General features: G+C 66.8%; 22 protein-coding genes and 1 tRNA gene. 10 read left to right on the plus strand and 13 right to left on the minus strand.

The genetic code is table 11. The features are described 5' to 3' along the window. Window positions 1-42 precede the first annotated feature (42 nt). Window positions 43-450, minus strand: coding sequence for a hypothetical protein (locus QP609_RS13165; protein WP_014647606.1), 408 nt, complete (start codon window positions 448-450; stop codon window positions 43-45). Between the two features lie 487 nt (window positions 451-937). Next, complete coding sequence (locus QP609_RS13170; protein ID WP_014037677.1) at window positions 938-1,285, minus strand: helix-turn-helix domain-containing protein; 348 nt, start codon at window positions 1,283-1,285, stop codon at window positions 938-940. Window positions 1,286-1,388: 103 nt separating this feature from the next. Between QP609_RS13170 and QP609_RS13175 the strand changes: the two genes are divergently transcribed. After that, window positions 1,389-2,378 carry an MDR family oxidoreductase gene (locus tag QP609_RS13175; protein ID WP_032957399.1) on the plus strand — a complete coding sequence of 330 codons (990 nt, stop codon included), beginning with the start codon at window positions 1,389-1,391 and terminating at the stop codon, window positions 2,376-2,378. 150 nt (window positions 2,379-2,528) lie between these two features. Next, entirely contained in the window at window positions 2,529-5,282 is a 2,754-nt protein-coding gene (locus QP609_RS13180; protein ID WP_197621179.1) for a UvrD-helicase domain-containing protein, read from the plus strand. 638 nt (window positions 5,283-5,920) lie between these two features. Here the strand turns inward: QP609_RS13180 and QP609_RS13185 are convergent. Further along, a tRNA-Ser gene (locus QP609_RS13185) sits at window positions 5,921-6,010 on the minus strand. 124 nt (window positions 6,011-6,134) lie between these two features. On the opposite strand from QP609_RS13185, the gene QP609_RS13190 reads away from it, so the two are divergent. Beyond that, complete coding sequence (locus QP609_RS13190; RefSeq protein ID WP_053495991.1) at window positions 6,135-7,208, plus strand: DUF4241 domain-containing protein; 1,074 nt, start codon at window positions 6,135-6,137, stop codon at window positions 7,206-7,208. A 55-nt stretch (window positions 7,209-7,263) separates the two neighbouring features. On the opposite strand, the gene QP609_RS13195 is transcribed toward QP609_RS13190, so the two are convergent. Continuing rightward, a complete protein-coding gene (locus QP609_RS13195) occupies window positions 7,264-8,256 on the minus strand; it encodes a LysR family transcriptional regulator (RefSeq protein WP_005410175.1) in 993 nt (330 codons plus the stop codon). Window positions 8,257-8,383: 127 nt separating this feature from the next. On the opposite strand from QP609_RS13195, the gene QP609_RS13200 reads away from it, so the two are divergent. Both QP609_RS13200 and QP609_RS13205 read left to right on the plus strand, forming a co-directional pair. Continuing rightward, window positions 8,384-8,971, plus strand: a complete 588-nt coding sequence (locus QP609_RS13200) for an NAD(P)H-dependent oxidoreductase (protein ID WP_126411112.1) — start codon at window positions 8,384-8,386, stop codon at window positions 8,969-8,971. A 136-nt stretch (window positions 8,972-9,107) separates the two neighbouring features. After that, window positions 9,108-9,470, plus strand: coding sequence for a ligand-binding protein SH3 (locus QP609_RS13205; RefSeq protein ID WP_126411113.1), 363 nt, complete (start codon window positions 9,108-9,110; stop codon window positions 9,468-9,470). A gap of 66 nt (window positions 9,471-9,536) precedes the next feature. Here QP609_RS13205 and serS read toward each other — a convergent pair whose 3' ends face one another. Continuing rightward, the gene (gene serS, locus QP609_RS13210; RefSeq protein WP_014647612.1) at window positions 9,537-10,817 is read right to left on the minus strand and encodes a serine--tRNA ligase; all 1,281 of its coding nucleotides are present in this window, start codon (window positions 10,815-10,817) and stop codon (window positions 9,537-9,539) included. 113 nt (window positions 10,818-10,930) lie between these two features. On the opposite strand from serS, the gene QP609_RS13215 reads away from it, so the two are divergent. Continuing rightward, the gene (locus QP609_RS13215; protein ID WP_111207052.1) at window positions 10,931-11,569 is read left to right on the plus strand and encodes an energy transducer TonB; all 639 of its coding nucleotides are present in this window, start codon (window positions 10,931-10,933) and stop codon (window positions 11,567-11,569) included. 119 nt (window positions 11,570-11,688) lie between these two features. Then, window positions 11,689-12,261, plus strand: a complete 573-nt coding sequence (locus QP609_RS13220; RefSeq protein ID WP_197621704.1) for an energy transducer TonB — start codon at window positions 11,689-11,691, stop codon at window positions 12,259-12,261. A 414-nt stretch (window positions 12,262-12,675) separates the two neighbouring features. Here the strand turns inward: QP609_RS13220 and aroA are convergent, their stop codons facing one another. The 4 genes from aroA to QP609_RS13240 all read right to left on the minus strand — a co-directional run bounded on the left by aroA (window position 12,676) and on the right by QP609_RS13240 (window position 17,487). Next, a complete protein-coding gene (gene aroA, locus QP609_RS13225) occupies window positions 12,676-13,983 on the minus strand; it encodes a 3-phosphoshikimate 1-carboxyvinyltransferase (protein ID WP_014647615.1) in 1,308 nt (435 codons plus the stop codon). A 76-nt stretch (window positions 13,984-14,059) separates the two neighbouring features. Then, a complete protein-coding gene (gene pheA / locus QP609_RS13230; RefSeq protein ID WP_169411434.1) occupies window positions 14,060-15,265 on the minus strand; it encodes a prephenate dehydratase in 1,206 nt (401 codons plus the stop codon). A gap of 45 nt (window positions 15,266-15,310) precedes the next feature. Beyond that, window positions 15,311-16,396, minus strand: a complete 1,086-nt coding sequence (gene serC, locus QP609_RS13235; RefSeq protein ID WP_014647617.1) for a 3-phosphoserine/phosphohydroxythreonine transaminase — start codon at window positions 16,394-16,396, stop codon at window positions 15,311-15,313. 284 nt (window positions 16,397-16,680) lie between these two features. Beyond that, window positions 16,681-17,487, minus strand: a complete 807-nt coding sequence (locus QP609_RS13240) for an FHA domain-containing protein (protein WP_032961655.1) — start codon at window positions 17,485-17,487, stop codon at window positions 16,681-16,683. Between the two features lie 125 nt (window positions 17,488-17,612). On the opposite strand from QP609_RS13240, the gene QP609_RS13245 reads away from it, so the two are divergent. The 3 genes from QP609_RS13245 (at window position 17,613) to QP609_RS13255 (ending at window position 19,701) form a co-directional block, all read left to right on the plus strand. Continuing rightward, entirely contained in the window at window positions 17,613-17,888 is a 276-nt protein-coding gene (locus QP609_RS13245) for a polyhydroxyalkanoic acid system family protein (RefSeq protein ID WP_005417302.1), read from the plus strand. Between the two features lie 80 nt (window positions 17,889-17,968). After that, window positions 17,969-18,460: a phasin family protein gene (locus QP609_RS13250; protein WP_014647619.1), complete on the plus strand. Its 492-nt coding sequence runs from the start codon at window positions 17,969-17,971 to the stop codon at window positions 18,458-18,460. Window positions 18,461-18,696: 236 nt separating this feature from the next. Further along, entirely contained in the window at window positions 18,697-19,701 is a 1,005-nt protein-coding gene (locus tag QP609_RS13255) for a restriction endonuclease (RefSeq protein WP_197621703.1), read from the plus strand. A gap of 146 nt (window positions 19,702-19,847) precedes the next feature. Here the strand turns inward: QP609_RS13255 and QP609_RS13260 are convergent, their stop codons facing one another. From QP609_RS13260 to QP609_RS13275, 4 genes are all read right to left on the minus strand, one after another. Beyond that, on the minus strand, window positions 19,848-20,240 hold the full coding sequence (locus tag QP609_RS13260) for a type II toxin-antitoxin system HicB family antitoxin (RefSeq protein WP_041863589.1): 393 nt from the start codon (window positions 20,238-20,240) through the stop codon (window positions 19,848-19,850). Between the two features lie 8 nt (window positions 20,241-20,248). Then, window positions 20,249-20,431 (minus strand): type II toxin-antitoxin system HicA family toxin, encoded by a 183-nt coding sequence (locus tag QP609_RS13265; protein ID WP_080053039.1) that lies wholly within the window; start codon window positions 20,429-20,431, stop codon window positions 20,249-20,251. A 94-nt stretch (window positions 20,432-20,525) separates the two neighbouring features. After that, on the minus strand, window positions 20,526-21,254 hold the full coding sequence (gene hutC, locus QP609_RS13270; RefSeq protein ID WP_169411385.1) for a histidine utilization repressor: 729 nt from the start codon (window positions 21,252-21,254) through the stop codon (window positions 20,526-20,528). Window positions 21,255-21,282: 28 nt separating this feature from the next. Beyond that, a complete protein-coding gene (locus QP609_RS13275; RefSeq protein ID WP_197621702.1) occupies window positions 21,283-22,653 on the minus strand; it encodes a formimidoylglutamate deiminase in 1,371 nt (456 codons plus the stop codon). Between the last annotated feature and the right edge of the window lie 18 nt (window positions 22,654-22,671).

The raw sequence follows: 22,671 nt of genomic DNA on the forward strand, positions 1-22,671 counted from the left end.
GGGAACCGGGCGTCAACGGAACAGGAACCGCGTCGCAGCCCTTCACGGCACCAGGCAGCGTTCCACCTGCAGCGACAGCGCCTGGCAGGCGTTGAACAGACCTTCGACCACGGCGGCGGAGGGACAGCAGGCAGGATCGTCGTTCTCCCGTGCCACATGCGCGGCATGCAGCACCGCGGTCAACGCCGTGATGCCCGAAACGCTGCGGGTCGCCAGGGCCATGTCGAAGGCGCGGCCGGGGCTCAGGCACATTTCACTCCAGGCCTCGCCATCAGCGCGCAGGTTCCTGCCGTGGCCTTTCAGGTGTGCAAAGAATGCCGATGGGGTGACGAACTCGGCTGATTCGCGGAGCGCGTCCTCCAGCGTTTCGGCCAAGGCAGCGGGAAGATCAAGTACAGCGGCACCCAGCAGCGCGTGCAGGCGGGGATGGTCGGGAAGACGTTCGGGCATGACGGCAACCTCACGATGTGGCCACCTGCAGATGCAAGGTGGCGGACGGTGCGGGTTGGCGTGCCGGATACGTAGTACGAAAGCCGACGGGCCCTAAGACCCCCACGCACCATCCGCCATGAACTGACAGAAGGTGCATTGTCGTGATCGCAACATACGTTGCAACTACGACGCCTTGTACTACGTAAGTTCGGGACGCCAATCCCGGCCACGGCGAATGCTTTGGCGCGGCCATGGTTACCGCCCTGAACCGGCGGTGGAAAGCAGGGAAATCCTGATCGATCACGTCGCTACGTTGGTTGCGTCAGTGGATGTCGAGTTGTCCATTGACTGGCGTTCTTCGCCAGCAGGCGACTCCTATCGACGCGTACTTTCCGGACGCCCTGTCCAGCCGTATACGACATGCGCGCTGCCGGTGCCAAAGACCCGCCGCTGGCTGTGGGCGTTCGCGAAACCCGCATGCGGCAAGCGCAAGGCCGCTCAGCCTTCAGCTATCGCCTTGGGTGCTCTGATAGCCACGATAGGTTTCACCCCACTCGCGCATGGCCAGCAGCACCGGTACCAGCGTGCGCCCGAACTCGGACAGCTCGTATTCCACTTTCGGCGGCACTTCCGGGTACACGTGGCGGATCACCACGCCATCGGCTTCCAGTTCACGCAGCTGGCTGGTGAGCATGGACTGGGTGGCATTGGGCACCCGTCGCGTCAATTCCATGAAACGCCGCTTGCCGGTCATCAGGTGAAACAAAATGATCGGCTTCCACACGCCGCCGATCACCGACAGCGTGACTTCCACCGCGCAACCGCTCTTGCCGTCCCAACGCTTGCTACGCATGCATACTCCGGAAAACCATAGTACCTACGGAAAATCGTCGTTCTTGTTGCGATAACGGTGCGAGCCTAGCATGGGGCCATCCACTGAACGTGAGCCCCCAACCATGAGTTTCAAGGCACTGCTGACCCGCAAGACGAACGACGGCGTATCCACGGAACTGGTCGATTTCAATGAAGCCGACCTGGTGGACGGCGACGTCCTGGTACAGGTCGAGTACTCCACGCTCAACTACAAGGATGCGCTTGCCCTCACCGGCAAGAGTCCGGTCATCCGGACGTTCCCGCTCATTCCCGGCATCGATCTGGCAGGCGTGGTGCTGGAATCCAGCACGCCCGACTTCAAGCCAGGCGACCGCGTTGTGCTCAATGGCTGGGACCTGAGCATGGGCCACCACGGCGGCCTGGCACAGCGCGCCCGCGTACGCGGCGAATGGCTCAACCGGATTCCCGGCAACCTGAGCACCCGCGACGCCATGGCCATCGGCACCGCTGGCTATACCGCGATGCTGTGCGTGCTGGCCCTGGAGCATGCAGGGGTGACGCCTGCACAGGGCGATGTGCTGGTTACCGGTGCCAACGGCGGCGTCGGCTCGATTGCGGTGGCGATCCTTTCAAAGCTGGGTTATCGCGTGGTGGCCGCCACCGGGCGGCCGGAGCACGCCGAGTATCTGCACAACCTGGGTGCGGCCGAGATCATCGATCGTGCGCAGCTCTCGGAGCCGCGCGAGCGGCCGGTGAGTGCCGAGCGATGGGCCGGCGTGGTGGATGTGGCCGGCGGCCCAACGCTGGTCAATGCCATCGCCGAAACGAAGTACCGCGGTGCCGTGGCCGCCTGTGGCCTGGCCCAGAGCGATGCACTGCACGGCTCGGTGCTGCCCTTCATCCTGCGCAATGTGACCCTTGCGGGCGTGGATTCGGTGAATGCCCCACAAGAGGTTCGCCAGCGCGCCTGGGATCGGCTCGCGACCGACCTGGACCCGCAGAAGCTGGAAAGCACCGTGCAGCAGATCGGCCTCGCCGAGGTGCTGGATGTCTATGAGCAGATCATCCCCGGCAAGGTGCGTGGCCGCATTGTCGTGGATGTGAACGCCTGACGCCTGCCGCGCCGGCGAGGGTGCAATGCCATCGCTGGCGCGCGTGCGCGAGTGACCGGAAACCCAGCGTGCCATGCCAAGCGGCCTTATCATGGGGCGGCAAGGGCACTTTACGCCCGGTGACGTACGCAAGGCAGTATCTGGATGTCTATGGAATGGCGCCCCTCGGGCTGGGGCCAGCGTGTGACCCGCTCGCCGGACTGGCAGTTGCAGCTGGATGGCGAACAGCTCGCGCTTTTGATCGACGGCAGGCAGTACCGCCAGCATGTGGCGAACGAACACAGCGTGCGGGTCGTTCGCGGCGTGCTCTGGTCCAGGGTCGAACTGACGACCGAGCGCGGTGAAGCACTGTCCGTGGATGGGCTGCCCAACAGCCAGGGCTCCCGGCTTGCGGCGGCGCTGCAGCAGGTGCACTTTGCGCGCACCACACGGGGACGCAAGGCCCTGTTTGACACGATCCTGGAGCAGATCCAGGCGTGGCTGGCCGAAGCAGACGCGCTTACCGACCGAGGCACCACCGGACGCCGCTGGATCACCCACGAACAGCAGCAGGCGTTGCTGGCCGACCGCCCCGCCCTGCCCCTGCCGCCCGCCGAGCTGGAGCAGCTGTTCCTCGACGAGGAGGTGCACGACGACCTGCACGCGCCCGGCCACCGCATGGCGCTGGACGCCCTGCACGACTGGCAGCTGGATTGGCCCGCCGTCTGGGCCGAGGCCAACGCGACCATGGCAGAGCGCGAGCGGGTGCTGGCCAAGGACTTCCTGGACCGGGTCGAGAGCAAGCCCCTGACCGAGGAACAAGCCCACGCCGTCATCTGCTTCGACAACCGGGTACAGGTCGTGGCCGCGGCCGGCTCTGGGAAAACCTCCACAATGGTCGCCAAGGCCGCTTATGCCATCGACCGCGGCTTTGTCGAACCCGAACGGATCGTGATGCTCGCCTTCAACAAGGACGCCGCCCAGGAGCTGGAGGAGCGCGCGCAGCGATGCTTCGACCGGCTCGGCATGGGCGACACCGTGGTGGAAGCCCGGACTTTCCACGCCCTGGGCCTGTCCATCATCGCCAAAGCCACAAGGCGCAAGCCGGATATCCCGGAATGGGCGGTCGACGCGACGCTGGGCTTCAACAAGCTGGCCGAACTGGTGGACGACCTGAAGGACCGCTCGACCCATTTCCGCACCCAGTGGGACATGTTCCGCCTGGTGTTCGGGCGCGACCTGCCGCCGTTCGGTGCCGACATGATGGCCGATGGTTACGACCGCGATGGCACGCCCTACATCCGCACCCTGAAGGGTGAGCGGGTGAAGAGCCTGGAGGAGTGCGTCATCGCCGATTGGCTGTTCTACAACGGCGTGGCGTACGACTACGAGCGGCGCTACGAATTCGATACCGCGACAGACACCCATCGCCAGTATCGCCCGGACTTCTACTATCCGGACGCCCAGCTGTATCACGAGCACTTTGCGCTGGATGCCGATGGCCAGCCGCCGAAGCACTTTGCCAACTACAGCGAAGGGATGCACTGGAAGCGCCAGCAGCATGTGGCGCGCGGCACCGCTCTGGTCGAGACGACGTCGTTTGGCCTGCGCAGTGGACAGGCCCTGCAGCATCTTGCCGAGCGGCTTGGCGCGTCTGATGTCGAGCTTGACCCGAACCCCGACCGCGAGCTGCCCGATCAAGGCGCCAAGCCGATGCCGGATGCTGACCTGATCGGACTGATGCGCACCTTCATTGCCCATGCCAAGAGCAACTGCCTGACACTGGACGATATGGCGGCGCGCCTGCGGCAGATGCCCGAGGATCAGTTCAAGGAACGCTACCGGCGCTTCCTGGAGATCGCCGGGCCGGTTTTCCAGGCCTGGGACAACGCACTGGCTGACGAGCGCAGCATCGATTTCGAGGACATGCTCAACATGGCGGCCGGGCTGCTGGAACAGGGCCACTATGAATCGCCCTACGACCTGGTGATGGCCGACGAATTCCAGGACGCATCGCGCGCCCGCGCGCGCCTCTGCCGTGCCCTGGTCAGCCAACCGGGCCGCCATCTGTTTGCGGTGGGCGATGACTGGCAATCGATCAATCGCTTCGCTGGCGCCGACGTTGCGGTGATGACTGGATTCCGCGAATGGATGGGCCATGGCCAGGTGCTGAAACTGGAGCAGACGTTCCGCTGCCCACAGGCACTGTGTGATGTGTCCAGCCGCTTCATCAGCCGCAACCCCGCGCAGATCGCCAAAAACGTTCGCTCTGCTGCGCCGGCAATGGGCCCGGTGCTGCAGGCGTTCCAGATGAACCGGCGCGAGGAGGTGCAGGATGGCGTTCGCCAGTACCTTGCGAAGCTGCACCAGCAACTGTTGTCAGGTGCAGTGCCGCAGGGCCGCACCGGGCGCGTGACGGTCTTTGTTCTGGGGCGGTATCGCGCGGATCGCGGTGCGATGCCTTCGGATTGGAAGACGGCCTTCGGCAGCACGATGGACGTCGAGTTCCTTACCGCACATCGATCGAAGGGGCGCGAGGCGGACTACGTGATCCTGCCGGGCATGATCAACCGCAGCTTCCCGAGCCTGCGCGCGGATGACCCGGTGCTTTCGCTGGCAATGCCGGACGGCGATACCTATCCGCTGAGCGAAGAACGGCGCCTGTTCTATGTCGCGCTGACGCGTGCGCGACGGTCGGTCGCGATGTTCACCCTGCAGGGCAAGCACTCGCCATTCCTGGATGAGCTGGTGAAGGACGGGGCAGTGGAAGTAACCGCGATTTCAGGCGCGGCCATCCACGAAGAGCGCTGCCCGGTGTGCAAGGTGGGCGTATTCGTGGACCGGAATGGGCCACATGGGGCGTTCCGGTCGTGCTCGAGTTACCCGTTGTGCCACAACAAGCCAACAGGTGGGCGTCGGGGCTGAATGCCGCTCCCTCCACATATGCCTGCCTGCATCAGGGCACATAGGCACCGTCTCGGTTTCGCCCCCGGCACGATGCGCGCCATGGCGTTTCCGGAAGCGAAAAAGCCCCGGCAGGACCGAGGCTTTTGTCTGGAGGGTGGCAAGGTTGCAGGGTATCGCAAGGTCCCCACACGTCCCCGCCGCGCCCTGCTACGGGATAATGCAGCCGTTCAGACGCAGGCATTGCATATAGTTCCGGGTGCAGATACTCAAGTTTGTACCTGACGCCTCGCATGCAATGTATTGGACCTCGCAGACGGAACAAGGGCCGGGGGCTTTCGCCGTGGCGCTACCGATTCCAAAGGTCAACGCACAGGCCGCAACAGCAACAGAAAGCTTGAATCCAATCTTCATGCCATGACTCCGTTGGTCGCCCTCCTTGGGCATCCGAAGCCTAGCGCGGGTGCCGGGTGCATTCAAATTTCCCGGCGCGAACGTTTGTGCACTTGAAATGATTACCGCCCTTGAATGAAGCAGTTCCCTGTTGTCAGAGGAATGCACCGGTTTATTCGTTCAACTGACCCTCGCGACCGGATGGCTGGCCAGCAAGGGCCGTAGCAACAAAAAAGCCCCTGTTCCCAGGGGCTCTTTGAAACAACTGGCGGAGAGAGTGGGATTCGAACCCACGGAAGGTTTAACCCTTCGCCGGTTTTCAAGACCGGTGCCTTAAACCGCTCGGCCATCTCTCCAATCGGGTCCCGGTCGCCCGGGCAGCGCCGTATTCTCGCACGTGAAGGGCATTTGCCCAAGACCACCTTGCCCCTGCCCTCCGCATCCGGCACGGTGGGGGCCTTCACCGCACTCGGAGCCGCCATGGCCCATCTCGATCTGGCCAACCTGCGCACCTGCCTGCTGGACGACACCCAGCTGGCCGCTGTGGCCCTGCACCGCACCTTCGCCGGGCACCTGCCGGTCAGCAGCGGGCACGTGGTGGTCTGCGATCCGCTGGTGCAGGCCGAGGCGCCTGCGCTGGCCGACTACACCGCCCCGCTGGGCCGGCATCCGGTCGAGATCATCGTGCACAGCGGCCGCCCGGCGTTGGCCGTGGTCTGGTTCAAGCCACGCGAAGCTCTCACCGCGACCGCCCTGCACTGGCAGATGGCGCGCTGGACCACGCAGGACCTGACCGGACTGGATGAGGACAGCTTCATCGGCTACCCGGTCGACGCTGGCATCGGTTGCTTCATGGACACCGACACCCAGCAGGCGCTGCTGGCCCTGATCGAACGGGCCGATGGCGACGAAGAGAATGAATGGTCGGATGCACTGATCGACCACGATGGCCTGGATGAAGGCGCCGAATATCGCCCCTGGGGCGAGGACTCGCCGCACGGCCTGGTGGTGTTCACCAGCGGCTGGGGCGACGGTGTCTATCCCAGCTACTGGGCGCTGGATACGTCCGGCATTCCGGTCGCCCTGGTCACCGATTTCCTGTGCATCCAGGGCGGCGACGGGCGCGACGAGCGCGAGATTGCCGACCAGGCCTATCGCGACAACCTGCCAGCTGCGGAAGCCGAGGCGCTGGCGCGGCTGGTGGCTGCAGTAGAACGAGACGACGCGGAGGCATTGCAAACCCTGTTGGAGGATGCGCCGCAGCGCGCCAACCTGATCGAACCGGGCTGTGGCGGCACCGCCCTGTACGAGGCGATCCGCCTGGACCGTCCGCAGGCATTGCGGGTGCTGTTGCAGGGCGGCGCATTGCCGGCAATGCCCGAACGCCTGCACATGAGCAAGGTGACCAGCTATCTGGACTATGCGCGATTCCTGAAGAAGCCGCGCAGCGCGGAGCTGATGGCGGTGCTGGAAGCGCCCGTCGTTGCAGCCGGACCGCCACCGGCCGCACCGCGACGCCGTAGTTTCTGGGACCGGCTGTTCGGCCGGAACTGATCGGCGCCGGAATACAGCAACGCCGGGCATGGCCCGGCGCTACCTACCCGCCTTCTCAGCCGGCATCCACCGCCAGCGCACCCAGTGCACTGGCCTTGATCCGCTCCTTGGCCTTTTCACAGGCGCCACCGCAATCCAGGCGCGAGGCCTCCAGCTGCGGCGGCAGGTGCTCGGCCAGGAAGTCGATGAACACGCGCACCGCCGGCAGCAGGCCGCGGCGCGAGGCGAACACGGCGTGGCACACGCCCTGCGGCAGCGACCAGTCCGGCAGCACCACTTCCAGCTCGCCATTACGCACGGCGTCGGCGCACACGGTTTCCGGCAGCATGGTGATGCCGAAACCGTCCTTCACCATGCTCTGCAGCAGCGGGAAGTCGAAGCCGGCCACGCGCGGCTGCAGGTCGACCCGGCGCACTTCGCCTTCCGGGCCATGCAGTTCCCAGCGCTGGCGGGCTTCGTCTTCGCTGATGCTGAGGGTCACGTGCTGGGTCAGCTCTTCCGGGTCCTTGGGGCGGCCGGCGCGGTCGAGGTACTTCGGGCTGGCCACCAGCAGTTCCTGCACCTGGCCGAAGCTGCGCATCACCAGGCTGCCGTCGTCGTCCAGGCGCGAACGCACGCGCAGGGCCACATCGTAGCCTTCGTTGATGATGTCCACGCGGCGGTTGCTGATGTTCAGCTGCAGCCGCACCTTCGGATACTGCTCAAGGAACTTGGGCAGCAGCTTGGGCAGCTGCATCTGCGCCAGTGACACCGGCACGCTGGCGCGCACCACGCCGCGCGGTTCGGCGCTGAGGCGGTCCACCACTTCGCGGGCGGCCTGGGCCTCGGCCAGCATCGTCTGCGCATGGCGGTGCACGCTGGTGCCGACATCGGTGACCGCGAAACGGCGCGTGGAGCGCTGCAGCAGGCGCACGCCCAGGTCGGTTTCCAGCTGGCTGATGCGGCGGCTCAGTCGCGACTTGGGAATACCCAGCGCCCGCTCGGCGGCGGCAAATCCGCCGTGGTCGACCACCATCGCGAAGTAGTACAGGTCATTCAGGTCATGCATGCCCGAGTTCCATATCTAGAACAATACGTGGCATTCAATCACCTTTATTCCGCCTTTGCAACAACCTATCGTTCTCTCCGTCGGCGGGGCCACCCCGCCCCTTCCTCCCAGAACATAGGTGACTGCCATGAAGCTTCTGCATCTCGACGCCAGCGTGCTTGGCGACAACTCCGTCTCGCGCCAGCTGTCGGCCGCCGTGGTCGCCCGCCTCGCCAGCCAGATCGACGGCCTGAAGGTCGATTATCGCGATCTTGATGCCAATCCGGTACCGCACCTGCGCAGCAGCTCGCTGGCCAAGACCGACGCCGCTGAAGCGACCGATGCTGAACAGGTGATGCAGCAGTTCCTGGAGGCCGACATCGTGGTGATCGGCGCGCCGATGTACAACTTCAGCATCCCGTCCACGTTGAAGGCCTGGATCGACCGCGTGGCCGTGGCCGGCCGCACCTTCAAGTACACCGAGAACGGCCCGGTGGGCCTGGCCGGTGGCAAGCGGGTGATCATCGCCAGCAGCCGTGGCGGCATCTATACCGACTCGCCGGCCGACTTCCAGGAGCCGTTCCTGCGTCAGGTGTTCGCCTTCATGGGCATCAACGAAGTCGAGTTCGTGCGCGCCGAGGGCATCGCCTACTCGCCGCAGCACCGTGAAGACGCCATCGCCGGTGCGCTGGCGGCGCTGCCGTCGCACGAAGCGGCCGAAGCCGTCGCGGCGTAACGCGTTCCAACGTTCGGCGCCCCTCTCTCCTCGTCTGGGCGCTGAACGCGGGCCGGGATCCCCTCCCCCTCCCGGCCCACCCTGGCGGCCCCGCTGTGCGGGGCCGTTTTCTTTTGCGGCGCGCTAGGCTGGGGGCATGAACTACATCGTGACGGCTGCGCACCGCAACGAATTTCCGCACCCGATCATCCTGCGCCGCGGCCAGGCGCTGGTGGTGGGCGAACGTTATGAAGGCCCGGAGGGCTGGGACGACTGGTTCCTCTGCGAGGCCGAGGGGCAGCAGCCCGGATTCGTGCCGGCGCCGGTGATCGGCCGCGATGCGCAGGGTGGCGCGTTTGCCACGCAGGATTACTGCGCGCGCGAACTGGATGTGGACCCCGGGCAGACGCTGCGCGGGATGCGCACGCTCAATGGCTGGGCATGGTGCGTGCCGGAGAACGGCGAACCGGGATGGGTGCCGCTGGAGAAGCTGCGGGCCATAAAGGAGAGCCGAGCATAGGCTCGGCTCTACACAGATCTGTAGCGCCCGAGCCCATGCTCGGGCGGCGGCGCGCAGCGCCGGCTATCAGCCAATGGTTTCCAGGCCACCCATGTACGGGCGCAGGGCCTCCGGCACGGTGATGCTGCCGTCGGCATTCTGGTAGTTCTCCATCACCGCGATCATCGCGCGGCCAACGGCCACACCCGAGCCGTTCAGCGTGTGCGCCAGCTCCGGCTTGCCGGTGGCCGGGTTGCGCCAGCGCGCCTGCATGCGGCGGGCCTGGAAGTCACCACAGTTCGAGCACGAGGAAATCTCGCGGTAAGTTTCCTGCGACGGCAGCCAGACTTCCAGGTCGTAGGTCTTCACCGCCGAGAAGCCCATGTCGCCGGTGCACAGCAGCACCTTGCGGTACGGCAGGCCCAGCTTTTCCAGCACCACTTCGGCGCAGCGGGTCATGCGCTGGTGTTCGGCGTCGCTGTCTTCCGGGCGGCTGATCGAGACCAGCTCGACCTTCTCGAACTGATGCTGGCGGATCATGCCGCGCACGTCGCGGCCACCGCTGCCGGCCTCGGCACGGAAGCACATCGAGTGGGCGGTCATGCGCAGCGGCAGGCGCTCGGCGTCGACGATCTCATCGCGCACGATGTTGGTCAGCGGCACTTCCGAGGTCGGGATCAGGTAACGCGTGGAGTCGCCCACGGCGGTCTTGAACAGGTCGTCCTCGAACTTCGGCAGCTGGCTGGTGCCGCGCAGCGAGTCGGCGTTGACCAGCAGCGGCACGTTGGTCTCCTCGTAGCCGTGCTCGCCGGTGTGCAGGTCGACCATGAACTGGGCCAGGGCGCGGTGCAGGCGCGCGATCGGGCCACGCAGCACGGTGAAGCGCGAGCCGGACAGCTTGGCCGCGGTCTCGCCGTCCAGCCAGCCGTTGCGGGCGCCCAGTTCGACGTGGTCGAGCACCTTGAAATCGAACTGGCGCGGGGTACCCCAGCGCGCCTGCTCGACGTTGTCGTTCTCGTCGGCACCGGCCGGCACGTCGTCGGCCGGCAGGTTCGGAATGCCCATCGAGATCGCTTCGATCTTCTCGCGCAGCTCGTCCAGCGCCACTTCCGAGGCCTTCAGCTCGTCGGCGAAGGCAGCGACCTCGGCCATGATGGCCGAGACGTCCTCGCCCTTGGCCTTGGCCTGGCCGATGGCCTTGGAACGGCTGTTGCGCAGGCTCTGCAGCTCCTGGGTCCGCACCTGGATGCGCTTGCGATCCGCCTCCAGGGACTCCAGGGCAGACACGTCGAGCTCGAAGCCGCGGCTGGTGCGCAGGCGTTCGGCGAGGTCGGCGGGCTGGTGGCGGAGCAGGGCTGGATCAAGCATGGCAGGTGTCGTGGTGGGTATCAGGGATGGGATTATCGCTTGTTATACGGATTTCTGCCGCCCGGTTCATTCCTGGCGTGGCAGAATCGGGCTATTCCGTACTGGTCCGGTCCATGTCTGCACCCCGCTCGTCGTCCGCCAAGTCGTTCACTGTGCATATCCCGCGCAACGCCCTGAAGATCGCCGGCATCGCTTTCGGCGTGGGCGTGCTGTTGTTCGTGCTGGTCTGGTTGACCGGCCGCGACAAGGAGTTCTTCCGTGCCGATCCGGCCGCGCAGACCCCGCAGGAGACCGCGCAGGTGGAACCGCTGCCGGAACCGCTGGCCGCCGCCGCAGGCTCCAGCGACATGCCCGATGCCAAGCCGGCCCCGGTAGAGGACGACGCCCCGAAGCTGGTCGAAACCGCCCCGCCGCCGCCGGCGCCCATCGCTGAACCGGCCCCGGCCACGCCGGCCCCTGCGCCAGCCGCCACCGGCAACAGCCAGCCGATGCCGATTGCCGGCCAGTCGCCGCCGCCGGCCTACCCGGCCGCGGCCCTGCGCGCGGGCGAGACCGGCAGCGTGGTGGTGCGCGTGGACGTGGATGCCACCGGCTACCCGAACAATGCCACGGTCATCCAGCGCAGCGGCTCACGCGAGCTCGACCGTGCCGCCACCGACGCCGTGCGCCGCTGGCGTTTCACCCCGGCGCAGAGCAACGGCCAGGCCGTACCGGGCAGCATTGAAGTGCCGTTCGACTTCAAGACCCAGTAACTGAACGTTTCCCGGCAGGCAACCTGAACCCTGCCGGTGACGTTGACGCAACGCTGACACTTCCCGCCACTGGCCCGCGCAACACTCTCCCCGTCGTCCATTGACGGAAGGAGTTTGCGATGACCGCCACCACCCACGAAGACCTTCATTCGCCGCAGCTGCAGCAAGACGCCAGCGAACAGCACAAGCCCACGTCGCCCTGGATGTGGATCGCGCTGATCGTGGCGATGTTTGCCGCCGCGCTGCTCTGGCTGCGTCACTCGAATCAGGAAGACGTGGCGCCGGCACCGGTCGGCGAGCGCATGCTGCCCGCCCCCGAGCAGGCGCCGGTGGCCGACGCGCATGAGCCGGCGGCCCGCCAGGCCGCACCGGTCGGCAACCAGCGCAAAGCCGCCCCTGCGGTACGCAATCGCGAGGCGCGCCCGCTGGCAGGCAACATCAAGCCGACCTACCCCGCCGCGGCGCTGCGTGATGGCGTACAGGGCAGCGTGATCGCCAGCCTGAATGTCGATAGCCGCGGCCAGGTGACCAATGCCGCGATTGTTTCGCGCAGCGGCGAACGCAGCCGTGACCTGGATCGCGCGGTGCTGAGCGCCGTGCAGAATTGGAAGTTCCAGCCGGCGATGCATGAAGGCCGTGCAGTGGCCAGTGTGGTGCGGGTCCCGGTGGATTTCCGTACCGAACAGCGTTGATCGCGGACGAGGGGTTCGTGATGTTTAGACGGAGGCTTCGGCCTCCGTCCTTTTATCTGGAGAGGCGTGCCAACCAAGGTTGGCACCTACCGGGCGATGTGAGCGTGCCAACCAGGGTTGGCACCTACCGGGTGATGTGAGCGTGCCAACCAAGGTTGGCACCTACCGGGTGATGTGAGCGTGCCAACCAAGGTTGGCACCTACCGGGCGATGTGAGCATGCCAACCAGGGTTGGCACCTACCGGGCGATGTGAGCGTGCCAACCAAGGTTGGCACCTACCGGGCGATGTGAGCATGCCAACCAAGGTTGGCACCTACCGGGCGATGTGAGCATGCCAACCAAGGTTGGCACCTACCGGGTGATGTGAGCGTGCCAACCAAGGTTGGCACCTGCCGGAAAACGCGATCCGCCGATCAGGCCAGGTTGAAGCCGGCGCTGCGCGCCAGGCCATCGAAGTCCGGGAAGGACGTGGCGACGTTGGCGATGTCGTTGATGCGCACTTCGCCGTCGCTGATCTGGCCGGCAATGGCGAATGCCATGGCGATGCGATGGTCGCCGTGGCTTTCGATGGTGCCACTCCCCAGCCGAGCCCCGCCATGCAGGGTGGCGCCATCCTCGGTCTCGTCCACCTGCATGCCCAGCGCGCGCAGGCCAGTGGCCATCGCCGCAAGACGATCGGATTCCTTCACCCGCAGTTCGGCAGCACCGCTCACCACGGTCTGGCCTTCGGCGGCGGCGGCGGCCACGAACAGCGCCGGGAACTCGTCGATCATGTCCGGCACCAGTGCTTCGGGAATACGCGCGCCCTTCAGCGGAGCGTAGCGCACCACCAGATCGGCCACCGGCTCACCGCCCTGCTCGGCCGGATTCTCTTCGCTGATATCCGCCCCCATCAGGCGCAGCGCGTGCAGCAGGCCGGTGCGACGCGGGTTCAGGCCGACCTGCTTCAGGCGCAGTTCGGAACCGGGAATGATGCTGGCGGCGACCAGGTAGAACGCGGCCGAAGAGAAGTCGGCCGGCACCACGATGTCCGTGGCGCGCAGGCGCTGGCCGCCCCGCAGGCGCGCCTCGCCCGGCGAGAATTCGATGTCCACGCCGAAGGCGGACAGCATGCGTTCGGTGTAGTCGCGGGTCGGGTGGGGTTCCACCACGCGGGTTTCGCCCTGCGCGTACAGGCCGGCCAGCAGCACGGCCGACTTGATCTGTGCGCTGGCCACCGGCGAGGCGAAGTCGATGCCATGCAGCGTCTGGCCGCCATGCACGTGCAGCGGCGGCGTGCCGTCGTCCTGGGTATCGATCCTTGCGCCCATCTGCGACAGCGGGCCGGTGACACGGCGCATCGGGCGGCCGGACAGCGACTCATCGCCGATCAGCGTGCAGTCGAACGCCTGGCCCGCCAGCAGGCCGGCCAGCAGGCGCATGCCGGTGCCGGCATTGCCGCAGTCCAGCGGTGCCTCCGGTGCTTTCAGGCCGTCGATACCCACACCATGCACGATGCGCTGCGACGGGCTGGGGGTTTCGATGCGCACACCCAGCTGGCTGAAGATGCGCGCGGTGGCGCGGGTGTCCTCGCCTTCCAGGAAGCCTTCGATATGCGAAGTACCATCGGCCAGCGCGGCGAACATCACCGATCGGTGCGAGACCGACTTGTCGCCGGGAATGGTCAGGCTGCCCTGCAGCGGCTGGCCCTTGCGGGCGATCCAATGTTGCGCGTTGCTCATCGTTCGATCGTTCCGTAAACGCCGGCAGCGCCGGCGATGCATCAGGGAGCGGCGGCCAGGGCCGCCACAGCAGCACTCAGGGCACGGCCACCGGGTAGGAGCCCAGCACCTTGATCTGCGCCGAGTGCGCTTCCAGTTCGGCCAGCGCCGCCTGCATCGGCGCGTCGTCGATGTGGCCGGCCAGGTCGATGAAGAAGCCGTATTCCCACTTGCCGTGGTGCGACGGCCGCGACTCGATGCGGTTCATGCTAATGCCGTGGCGGGCGAACGGGCTGAGCACATCGAACAGCGCACCGGGCTTGTCATGGATGAACACCAGCACCGAGGTGCGGTCGTGGCCGGAGGTCGGGAAGATGTTGCGGCCCACCACCAGGAAGCGGGTGGTGTTGTCGGCATCGTTCTGGATCGGCTTGGTGACCACCTTCTTCAGGCCGTACACGTGGCCGGCACTCTCGCCGCCGATGGCCGCTGCGTCGTCGGCGTTGCGCGCACGACGCGCACCTTCGGCATTGCTCGAGACCGGAATCTTCTCGGCCTTCGGCAGGTTGGCGCGCAGCCACGCCGAGGTCTGCATGAACGACTGCGGATGCGCGTAGATGCGCTCGATGTCCTCGATGCGGCCGCTGCGCGACATCAGGAACTGCTGCACGCGCAGTTCCACTTCGCCACAGATCTTCAGGTTGGAGGTCAGGAACATGTCCAGGGTGATCTGGATGGTGCCCTGTCCCGAATTCTCCACCGGCACCACGCCGAAATCGGCGTTGCCCGCTTCCACTTCCTGGAACACTTCCTCGATGCTGGCCATCGGCAGGCCCAGCGCGGAGCGGCCGAAGTGCTTGAGCACGGCCTGCTGGCTGAAGGTGCCTTCCGGGCCGAGGTAGCCGATCTTCAGTGGCTCCTGCTGGGCCAGGCAGGCCGACATGATCTCGCGATAGACATGCACCAGCAGCTCGTCGCTGAGCGGGCCTTCATTGCGGTCCACCACCATGCGCAGCACCTGCGCTTCGCGCTCGGGGCGGTAGTAGTCGACAGCGGCGGCCAGCTTGCCCTTGGCCTTGCCGACCTGGTGGGCGAAGCGCGCGCGCTCGGCGATCAGGCTCTGGATGTCACGGTCGATCTGGTCGATCTTCGAGCGCACATCGGCCAGCGCCAGCGGTGCCAGGGTGGGTGCCGGGTTCGAGGCGGCCTTGGCCTTGCCCTTCGCCTTGCTGGGCGCGCTGTCCTTGGCCGGTTCGGCCTTCTTCGGCGCCTTCTTGCTGGATTTGCTGCTTGCCATCGGAATTCCTTGTTGCGGGACCCGCACCCGACGGTGCGCGCCGTTCATTGCTCAGCCGTGACGCTGCTGGAAATCGGCCATGAAGGCGACCAGCGCCTCGGCCCCGGCCAGCGGCATGGCGTTGTACAGCGAGGCACGGATGCCCCCGACCACCTTGTGTCCCTTCAGCGCCAGCAGGCCGGCAGCCTTGGCTTCGGCGACGAAGCGGGCATCAAGCCCGGCATCGGGCAGGAAGAACGGGATGTTCATCCGCGAGCGTGCCGCATGCGCGACCTCGTTGCGGTAGAAGCCGCCGGAGCCATCGATGGCGCCGTACACCAGTGCCGCCTTGGCGGCATTGCGCCTGGCGAATTCGGCCACGCCGCCTTCGGCCAGCATCCACTTGAACACCAGGCCGGCCAGGTACCAGTTCCAGGTCGGCGGGGTGTTGAGCATCGAATCGCGGGCGACATGCGAGCGGTAATCGAAGATGTCCGCGCGCGGCTGGCCAGTGCGCTCGAGCAGATCGCGGCGGACGATCATCACTGCGATGCCGACCGGGCCCAGGTTCTTCTGCGCGCCGGCATAGATCACACCGTAGCGGCGTACATCCAGCGGCTCGCTGGCGATGGACGAGCTGAAGTCCGCCACCAGCGGCACATCGCCGGTATCCGGCACATCACGGAACTCGACGCCGTGGATGGTCTCGTTGGCGGTGATGTGCACATAGGCGGCGTCGGGCGAGAGCTGCCAGTCGGCGCGGGGCGGCAGCGTGCGATAGCCGTCGGGCTCGCTGCTGGCGGCAATGTTGACGTCGACGTAGACGCCGGCCTGCTTGACCGCAGTCTTTCCCCAATGGCCACTGACCACGTAGTCGGCGCGCTGGCCGGGGCTGGCGAAGTTGAGCGGGATCAGCGCCTGCTGGGTGGTGGCACCACCGGACAGGAACAGCACCGCGTAGTCGTCGGGGATATCGAGCAGGCGGCGCAGGTCGGCCTCGGCCTCGGCGGCCACGGACATGAATTCCGCGCCGCGATGGCTCATTTCCACGATCGAGGCACCACTACCGTGCCAGTCCAGCATTTCCGCCTGCGCCTGGCGCAGGACCGATTCCGGCAAGGTCGCAGGGCCGGCACTGAAGTTGAACGCGCGCGTCATGTCACACCTGTGGGGCAAGACCCCTAGTATGCCGCAGTGCACCAGCCTTGCGGCCTAGTGCGGCAAGGGAAATTTGGTTTCATTGGAATCCATTCGCCGCCGGCGTGGCGCCGGTAGTCGCCGACCTCGGTCGGCGTACGCCGTCAGGCGTCATGCCCGCCGAAAAAGCGTGCCGACCAAGGTCGGCACCTACCAAAGCCGTGTGCTGCCAGGCGTCAAGCCCGCCGACGGAGCGTGCCGATCAAGGTCGGCACCCACCAGGGCGCGGACCCAGCGGATTCAGATCAGCGCGCGCCGAACCAGAGCAGCAGGCTGAGCAGTGCGGCCAGCAGCAGCGCACTCACCAGCAGCCACGGCCAGCGCCGGACCCTGCGCGGCGCGGCCGGCAGCACCGGCGCCTGCTCGGCCTCGTGGCTGGCGTCGTCCTCGGCGGGCAGCGGCCGCCGGCGCGGATCGTGCGGCACTTCCAGCACGAACCGGTGCTGGCCATCGAACACGACCTGGTCGCCGGCCTGCAGCCAGCAGTGGCGCACGGCCACGCCGTTGACCCGGGTACCGTCGGCGCTGCCCAGGTCGCGCAGCAGCACGCGCTCGCCGTGCACTTCCACGCGGGCATGCTGTTCGGCGAAGGCCGGGTCATCGATGGCGATGTCGGCCTCGTTGCCGCGGCCGATCAGGCGGGCCTGCGACAGGGTGAAACTGCGGCCATGGTGCAGGCCACCGACACCGCGCAGCAGTCGTTGCTGCTCGTCGCTGCCATCCTCGTTCTTCGGCGCAGGCGCCTGCAGCAGGCTCTCGACTTCGCCCTGCAGCACCATCTCCACGCCATCCACGTATACCGCATCGCCCGCGCGCAGCAGGGCCATCCGGCGCACCGGTCGACCATTGACGTGGATGCCGCGGATGCCATTGCCGACCTGCAGCCAGAGGCCGCGATCGTCCATGCAGAACTGGGCCAGCAGCAGGGCGCCGTGGCCGGCATCACCGAGCCGCACGCTGCCGTTGGCCTGGCGCACGATGCGCTGCACCCCGGGCCGCAGGGGCTGGTCGGGCTGTTGTTGCTGACTGAAGTGAACTAGCAGGTTCTGCACGCGGCGCAGCCTAGCAGGTTGGTCGCCAACGAAGAAGAACCCACGATGAGTGCTTGGCGCGGCGGCCCTTGATGCGCACAATGCTCGCCCTCTTTGATCATCCCCGCCCTGCGCCAGGAGCCTGCATGTCCACCATCGATGTCCGCCACGCCCACGCCCTGCCCGACGCACAGGCGCGCGCCGCGATCGAACAGGTCGCTGCCAAGCTGTCCGAGCGCTTCGGCCTGAAGTCGTCCTGGACCGCCGACGTCCTGAACTTCTCCGGCAGCGGTGTGGACGGTGCGATCGAACTGCAGCCGGGCGCCGTGCGCGTGACCGCCAAGCTCGGTTTCCTGCTGTCGGCGATGAAGGGCATGGTCGAAGGCGAGATCCAGCGCGTGCTGAAGGAAAAGCTGGGCTGAATCCTGGCGGCGGCCATCACGGCCGTGCAACGCCACCGCGCGCTACTCTCGGGGCAGGCCCAACTCCCACGGGAAGTGCGATGAACCACTACGAGAACGACGACCGCCGCAACGACGACGCCTCTTTCGGTGACCAGGCCGAGCGCTTCTCGCGCAAGCTCAGCGATTCGGCGCAACAGGTCTGGCTGGCCGGGCTGGGTGCGCTGGGGCGCGCGCAGGCCGAGGGCAGCCGCTTCTTCGACGGCCTGGTGAAGGAAGGCGAAGCCTGGGAAGCCCGCCGCCGTGAACGCAGCGGCGAACAGGGCCCGGGCTGGCGTGACAACGTCGAATCGTCCCTGGATGAAGCCCGCGAGAAGGCCTCGGGCACCTGGAACAAGGTCGAGAAGGCCTTCGATGACCAGGTGCAGGGCGTGCTCAAGCGGCTGCATGTGCCCACGGCCGACGAGGTGACCGCGCTGGAAGCCCGCATCGATGCCCTGCACGCGCGCCTGGCCAGGCTGGAAAACCGGGCGGCTTCGGGTGCAGATGCCCCCGCCCCGGGCAGCCATCAATCGCCGGACAGCATTCCCTGAGCGCAATTGTTGCAATGCAATAAATTTTGATTGACAATCGCGAGCAACCCGCCAATCGCTTCGGCTGCCGTTTGTTCCCTCCCCTCACGGCTTCAGGATTGGCGGGTTTTTCGTGTCCGCCGTATACCGATCTGCGCGCTCCATCACGCTTCCTGTCAGGAACATCCTGACCCAGCCGGGCACCGCGACCTTTACACTGTCGCTCTCCGCTTTCGCCCCTTCCGCCCTACTCCTGCATGCTCCCCTGGATCCTGGCCCTGCTGTCGGCCCTGCTTACCTGTTCCCTGGCCGTTGTCTATCTGTGGTGGATCAAGCGGCGGCAGAAGGAGATGCAACTCGGCCTGCAGGCCCTGGCAGGCATGCACTGGCGCGAATTCTCGGTTCTGGTCAAGCGCATGCTGCGCGAACAGCGCGGCCTGCGTGAGCTGATCGATCCGGCCGAAGATGCCCGCGAGCCGAGCAGCGACTTCCTGCTCAGCGATGGCCCCAATCAATGGCTGGTGTCGTGCAAGCACGGCCTGGCCTACCGCATCGGCACCGCCGCGGTGAACGAACTGGGTGCGGCCGCGCGCCTGGCCGGCGCCAAGGGTGGCGTGCTGCTGACCGAAGGCCGTATCGAACGCGACGGCCGTGGCGCCGCCGAGAAGCAGGCGGTTGAAGTGCTGGACGGGCCGCGCCTGTGGCCGTTGCTGCAGCCCTACCTGCCCGGCGACATCGAAGCGCGCGTGCGCGCCAGCGCCCGGCACGAAGCGCTGCGCCGCATTGCCATTGCCGCACTGGGTTCGGCCACGCTGGGGCTGCTTGTCGGCCTGGGTCTGCAGGGCCTGCATGTGGAAGAGGCCACTCCGGTCGCTGCGGCGCCGGTGGTGGCAACGCCTTCGGCCGCGCCTTCAGCCGCACCCGCCCCGATCGAAGCAGTCCCTGCGGTCGCCCCCGCTCCCACGCCTGCCGTCGCGCCCGCGACCGACGCGCGCAGCAATCCCGACCCCGATGCCGCCACGCTGGAGCGCTTCCAGGCCGATCTGGCCCGCGCCCTGGCCGGCAAGCCCGGCATCGCCAGCGGTGTCTGGCTGACCCGGCAGACACTGGCGATCAACCGCACCGGCGAACTGGACGCGGTGTGGCCGCTGGTCTGCGAGGAAGTGCTGCACTACCCCGCGCTGCGCAACGTGCGCATCCAGCTCAACGCCCGCCCCGGCGTGGATGAGCCCGTACGCTGGCGGCAGTGCGCTACGTATTGATGGCGCAGCATCCGCGCATGGCGTGGATCTACTGAATCCCGATGCGCGACCCCTTGGTAGATCCACGCCACGCGTGGATGCCTTTGCAGAGTTGAGCCACGCGCGAACAACAGCCGAGCATGGGCTCGGCTCCACATGGCGCCTGCTCAGCCCAATGCCGCGAGATGGGCGATGTAACTGGAGCGCGATTCACCCGCCGCTCTGGCCTGCGCATCCAGCCTCGCCAGGATCCGGCGTGGCAGGCTGATATTGACCCGCTCGATGGTGTCGTCCAGCAGAGCCGGATCAACGCAGATGTACGCAAGAATCCAACAGATGTCCTTGGATGCCTCGGCGGCGATCTTCTGCGGCGCTGAAGGTGTCGGAATCGAGCGCCCCTCATCCAGGGCCACATCAATCCAGGCGAGCGCCGCCTCTTCCGCCGCAGTGAGCGCATCATCAAGCGTGTCGGCCGCTGAGAAGCACCCCGGCAGATCTGGAACGACCACACCCCACGCGGTGCGCTCATCGCCCGCCTCGATCAAGACTGGATATCGCATGGGCCCTCCTACGTCAGTCCTGCGAGCTTCCGCAACGCCTGCACCAGCCCTTTCCCCAGATCCTTCCTTGGGTGAGGAACGGTGATGATGTGAGGGTGCTGCGAGTGCACGAATACATGATGGGATCCGCGGATCCGACGACAGATCCAACCTGCCGCTTCCAGTTCCCGGATGAGGTCCCTGCTCTTCATGCAGGGACGATACACATCGTACACACGCCCCGACAGAGTTCAAGGCGACAGTCGTTTCGGCAGAGTAGATCCACGCCATGCGTGGATGGAATCCCTATCGCGCGCCCGGCGCGAAGCGCGCCACCAGGTCCCAGGCATCCCCCAGGAACACCTGGCGAACGCGGGTGATCGGCTGTTCGCCACGCCAGGTCAGGCGTTCGATCACCAGGCAGGCGGTACCGGGCTTCACATCCAGCAGCCTGGCGGTGGCAGTATCCGCGCCCCAGGCACTGATGCGATGCTGGGCACGGGTCCAGGACACGTTCTGCAGCAGCCAGCTGCCCGGGGCGGTGGTGCTGAAGTCGACCTCCAACACCTCGGGCACGCCCACCGGGCTGATCAGGCGGTGCTCCAGTGCCAGCGGGCGACCATCGGCCAGGTGCAGGCAGCGCATCGCCAGCAGCATTTCGCTGCCGGCCAGCTCCACTTCGCCGGCATTGCCGGCATCGGCCAGGCGCAGGTCGCGCTGCAGCAGTCGATAGGCGTACTGATGTCCCCGCGAGCCGACTTCCATCGCGATATCGGGAATCTCCAGCGCCACCTGCTCCAGGTGCGGCGGCTGCCGCGCCACGAACGAACCCGCGCGACGGCGGCGCTCGATCATGCCGCTCTCGGCCAGTGCGGTCAGCACCTTGTTCACTGTCATCCGCGAGCATCCGTACTGCTCCATCAACTCGTGCTCGTACGGAATCCGGAAGCCCGGCACCCACTCTCCACTGAGGATGCGGCTTTCCAGATCGCTGCGGATACGCTGGTTGAGCGTGGCGGACTTGCTGGCCTTCACGTAATGGGGTCTCGGTGGCGGGAGGCGATCAGCCCAGCACGCCGCGCAGGGCGGCAGCGAAGGCGCTGGTGATCGCCTCGCGCTGCAGGTGGCGGCCCTCGGCCACGCACTGGCGGCCATGGCGCCAGACCGATCGCAGCGCGCCATTACGTGCGGCGAACACCCAGCTGTCAAGCCATGCGTCATCCTGTCGCGCCTGCAGCGCCGGGTGTGCGGCGTCCAGTTCAACCAGGTCGGCACTGGCGCCGACCTGCAGGCCGGCGGCCACGCCCAGCGCCTGTGCGCCACCGTGCAGTGCACCTTCAAACAGGAAACGACCGCTGCTGCGGGTGGCATCCGGCGCCAGCACGTTGCGCCCGCGCAGGGTAAGCCGCTGGCCGTACTCGAGCAGGCGCAGTTCTTCGGCCGCGTCGATCAGCACATTGGAATCGGAACCGACGCCGAAGCGCCCGCCCTCGCGCGCGAACGCCTGCATCGGGAACAGGCCGTCGCCCAGGTTGGCCTCGGTGATCGGGCACAGGCCGGCCACGGCCTGGCTGGCGACGATGGCCGCGCGCTCGTCATCAGTGATATGGGTGGCATGCACCAGGCACCAGCGCGCATCCACCGGCGCATGGTTGTACAGCCACTGCACCGGGCGCTGGCCGCTCCAGGCCAGGCAGGCCTCCACTTCGCGCACCTGCTCGGCGATATGGATGTGCACCGGGCCGTCGGTCAGCGGCAGCAACGCACTCAGTTCCTCGCCGGTGACCGCACGCAGGCTGTGCGGTGCGATGCCGAGCACCGCGTCGGGCAGCGCGGCCAAGGCCGGCTTGGCGGCCTCCAGCAGCTGCGCGAAGCCGTCCACGTCGTGGATCAGGCGCCGCTGCGCTGGATTCGGCGCCGCCCCGCCGAAATCGGCATGCGCATAGAACACCGGCAGCAGGGTCAGGCCGATGCCGGTCTGCTCGGCTGCCGCCGCGATCCGTGCACTCATCTCGGCGCGGTTGGCATAGGCGTGGCCCTCGGCGTCGTGGTGCAGGTAATGGAATTCACCGACGCGGGTGAAGCCACTTTCCAGCATTTCCATGTAGGCCTGGGCGGCAATGGCCTGCACCGCGTCTGGGCGCAGGTGGGCCAGGAAACGGTACATCAGCTCGCGCCAGCTCCAGAAGCTGTCACCGTCGCCGCCGCCGATCTCGGTCAGCCCGGCCATGCCGCGCTGGAAGGCATGGCTGTGCAGGTTGGGCAGGCCCGGCACCAGGATGCCGACGCGGGTGTCGCCCGCCTGCGCGCCCTGCCCCGTGCTGATGGCCGCGATGCGACCGTCCTGCACCTGCAGGCGGACATCGCGGACCCAACCCTCGGCCAGCAGGGCGTGGGCGGCATGGAAACTGTGCGGGGAACGCGAATCGGACATGGCTGGACAACCCGAAAT

Source organism: Stenotrophomonas sp. 8(2023) (assembly GCF_030345295.1).
Taxonomy (GTDB): Bacteria; Pseudomonadota; Gammaproteobacteria; order Xanthomonadales; family Xanthomonadaceae; genus Stenotrophomonas; species Stenotrophomonas muris.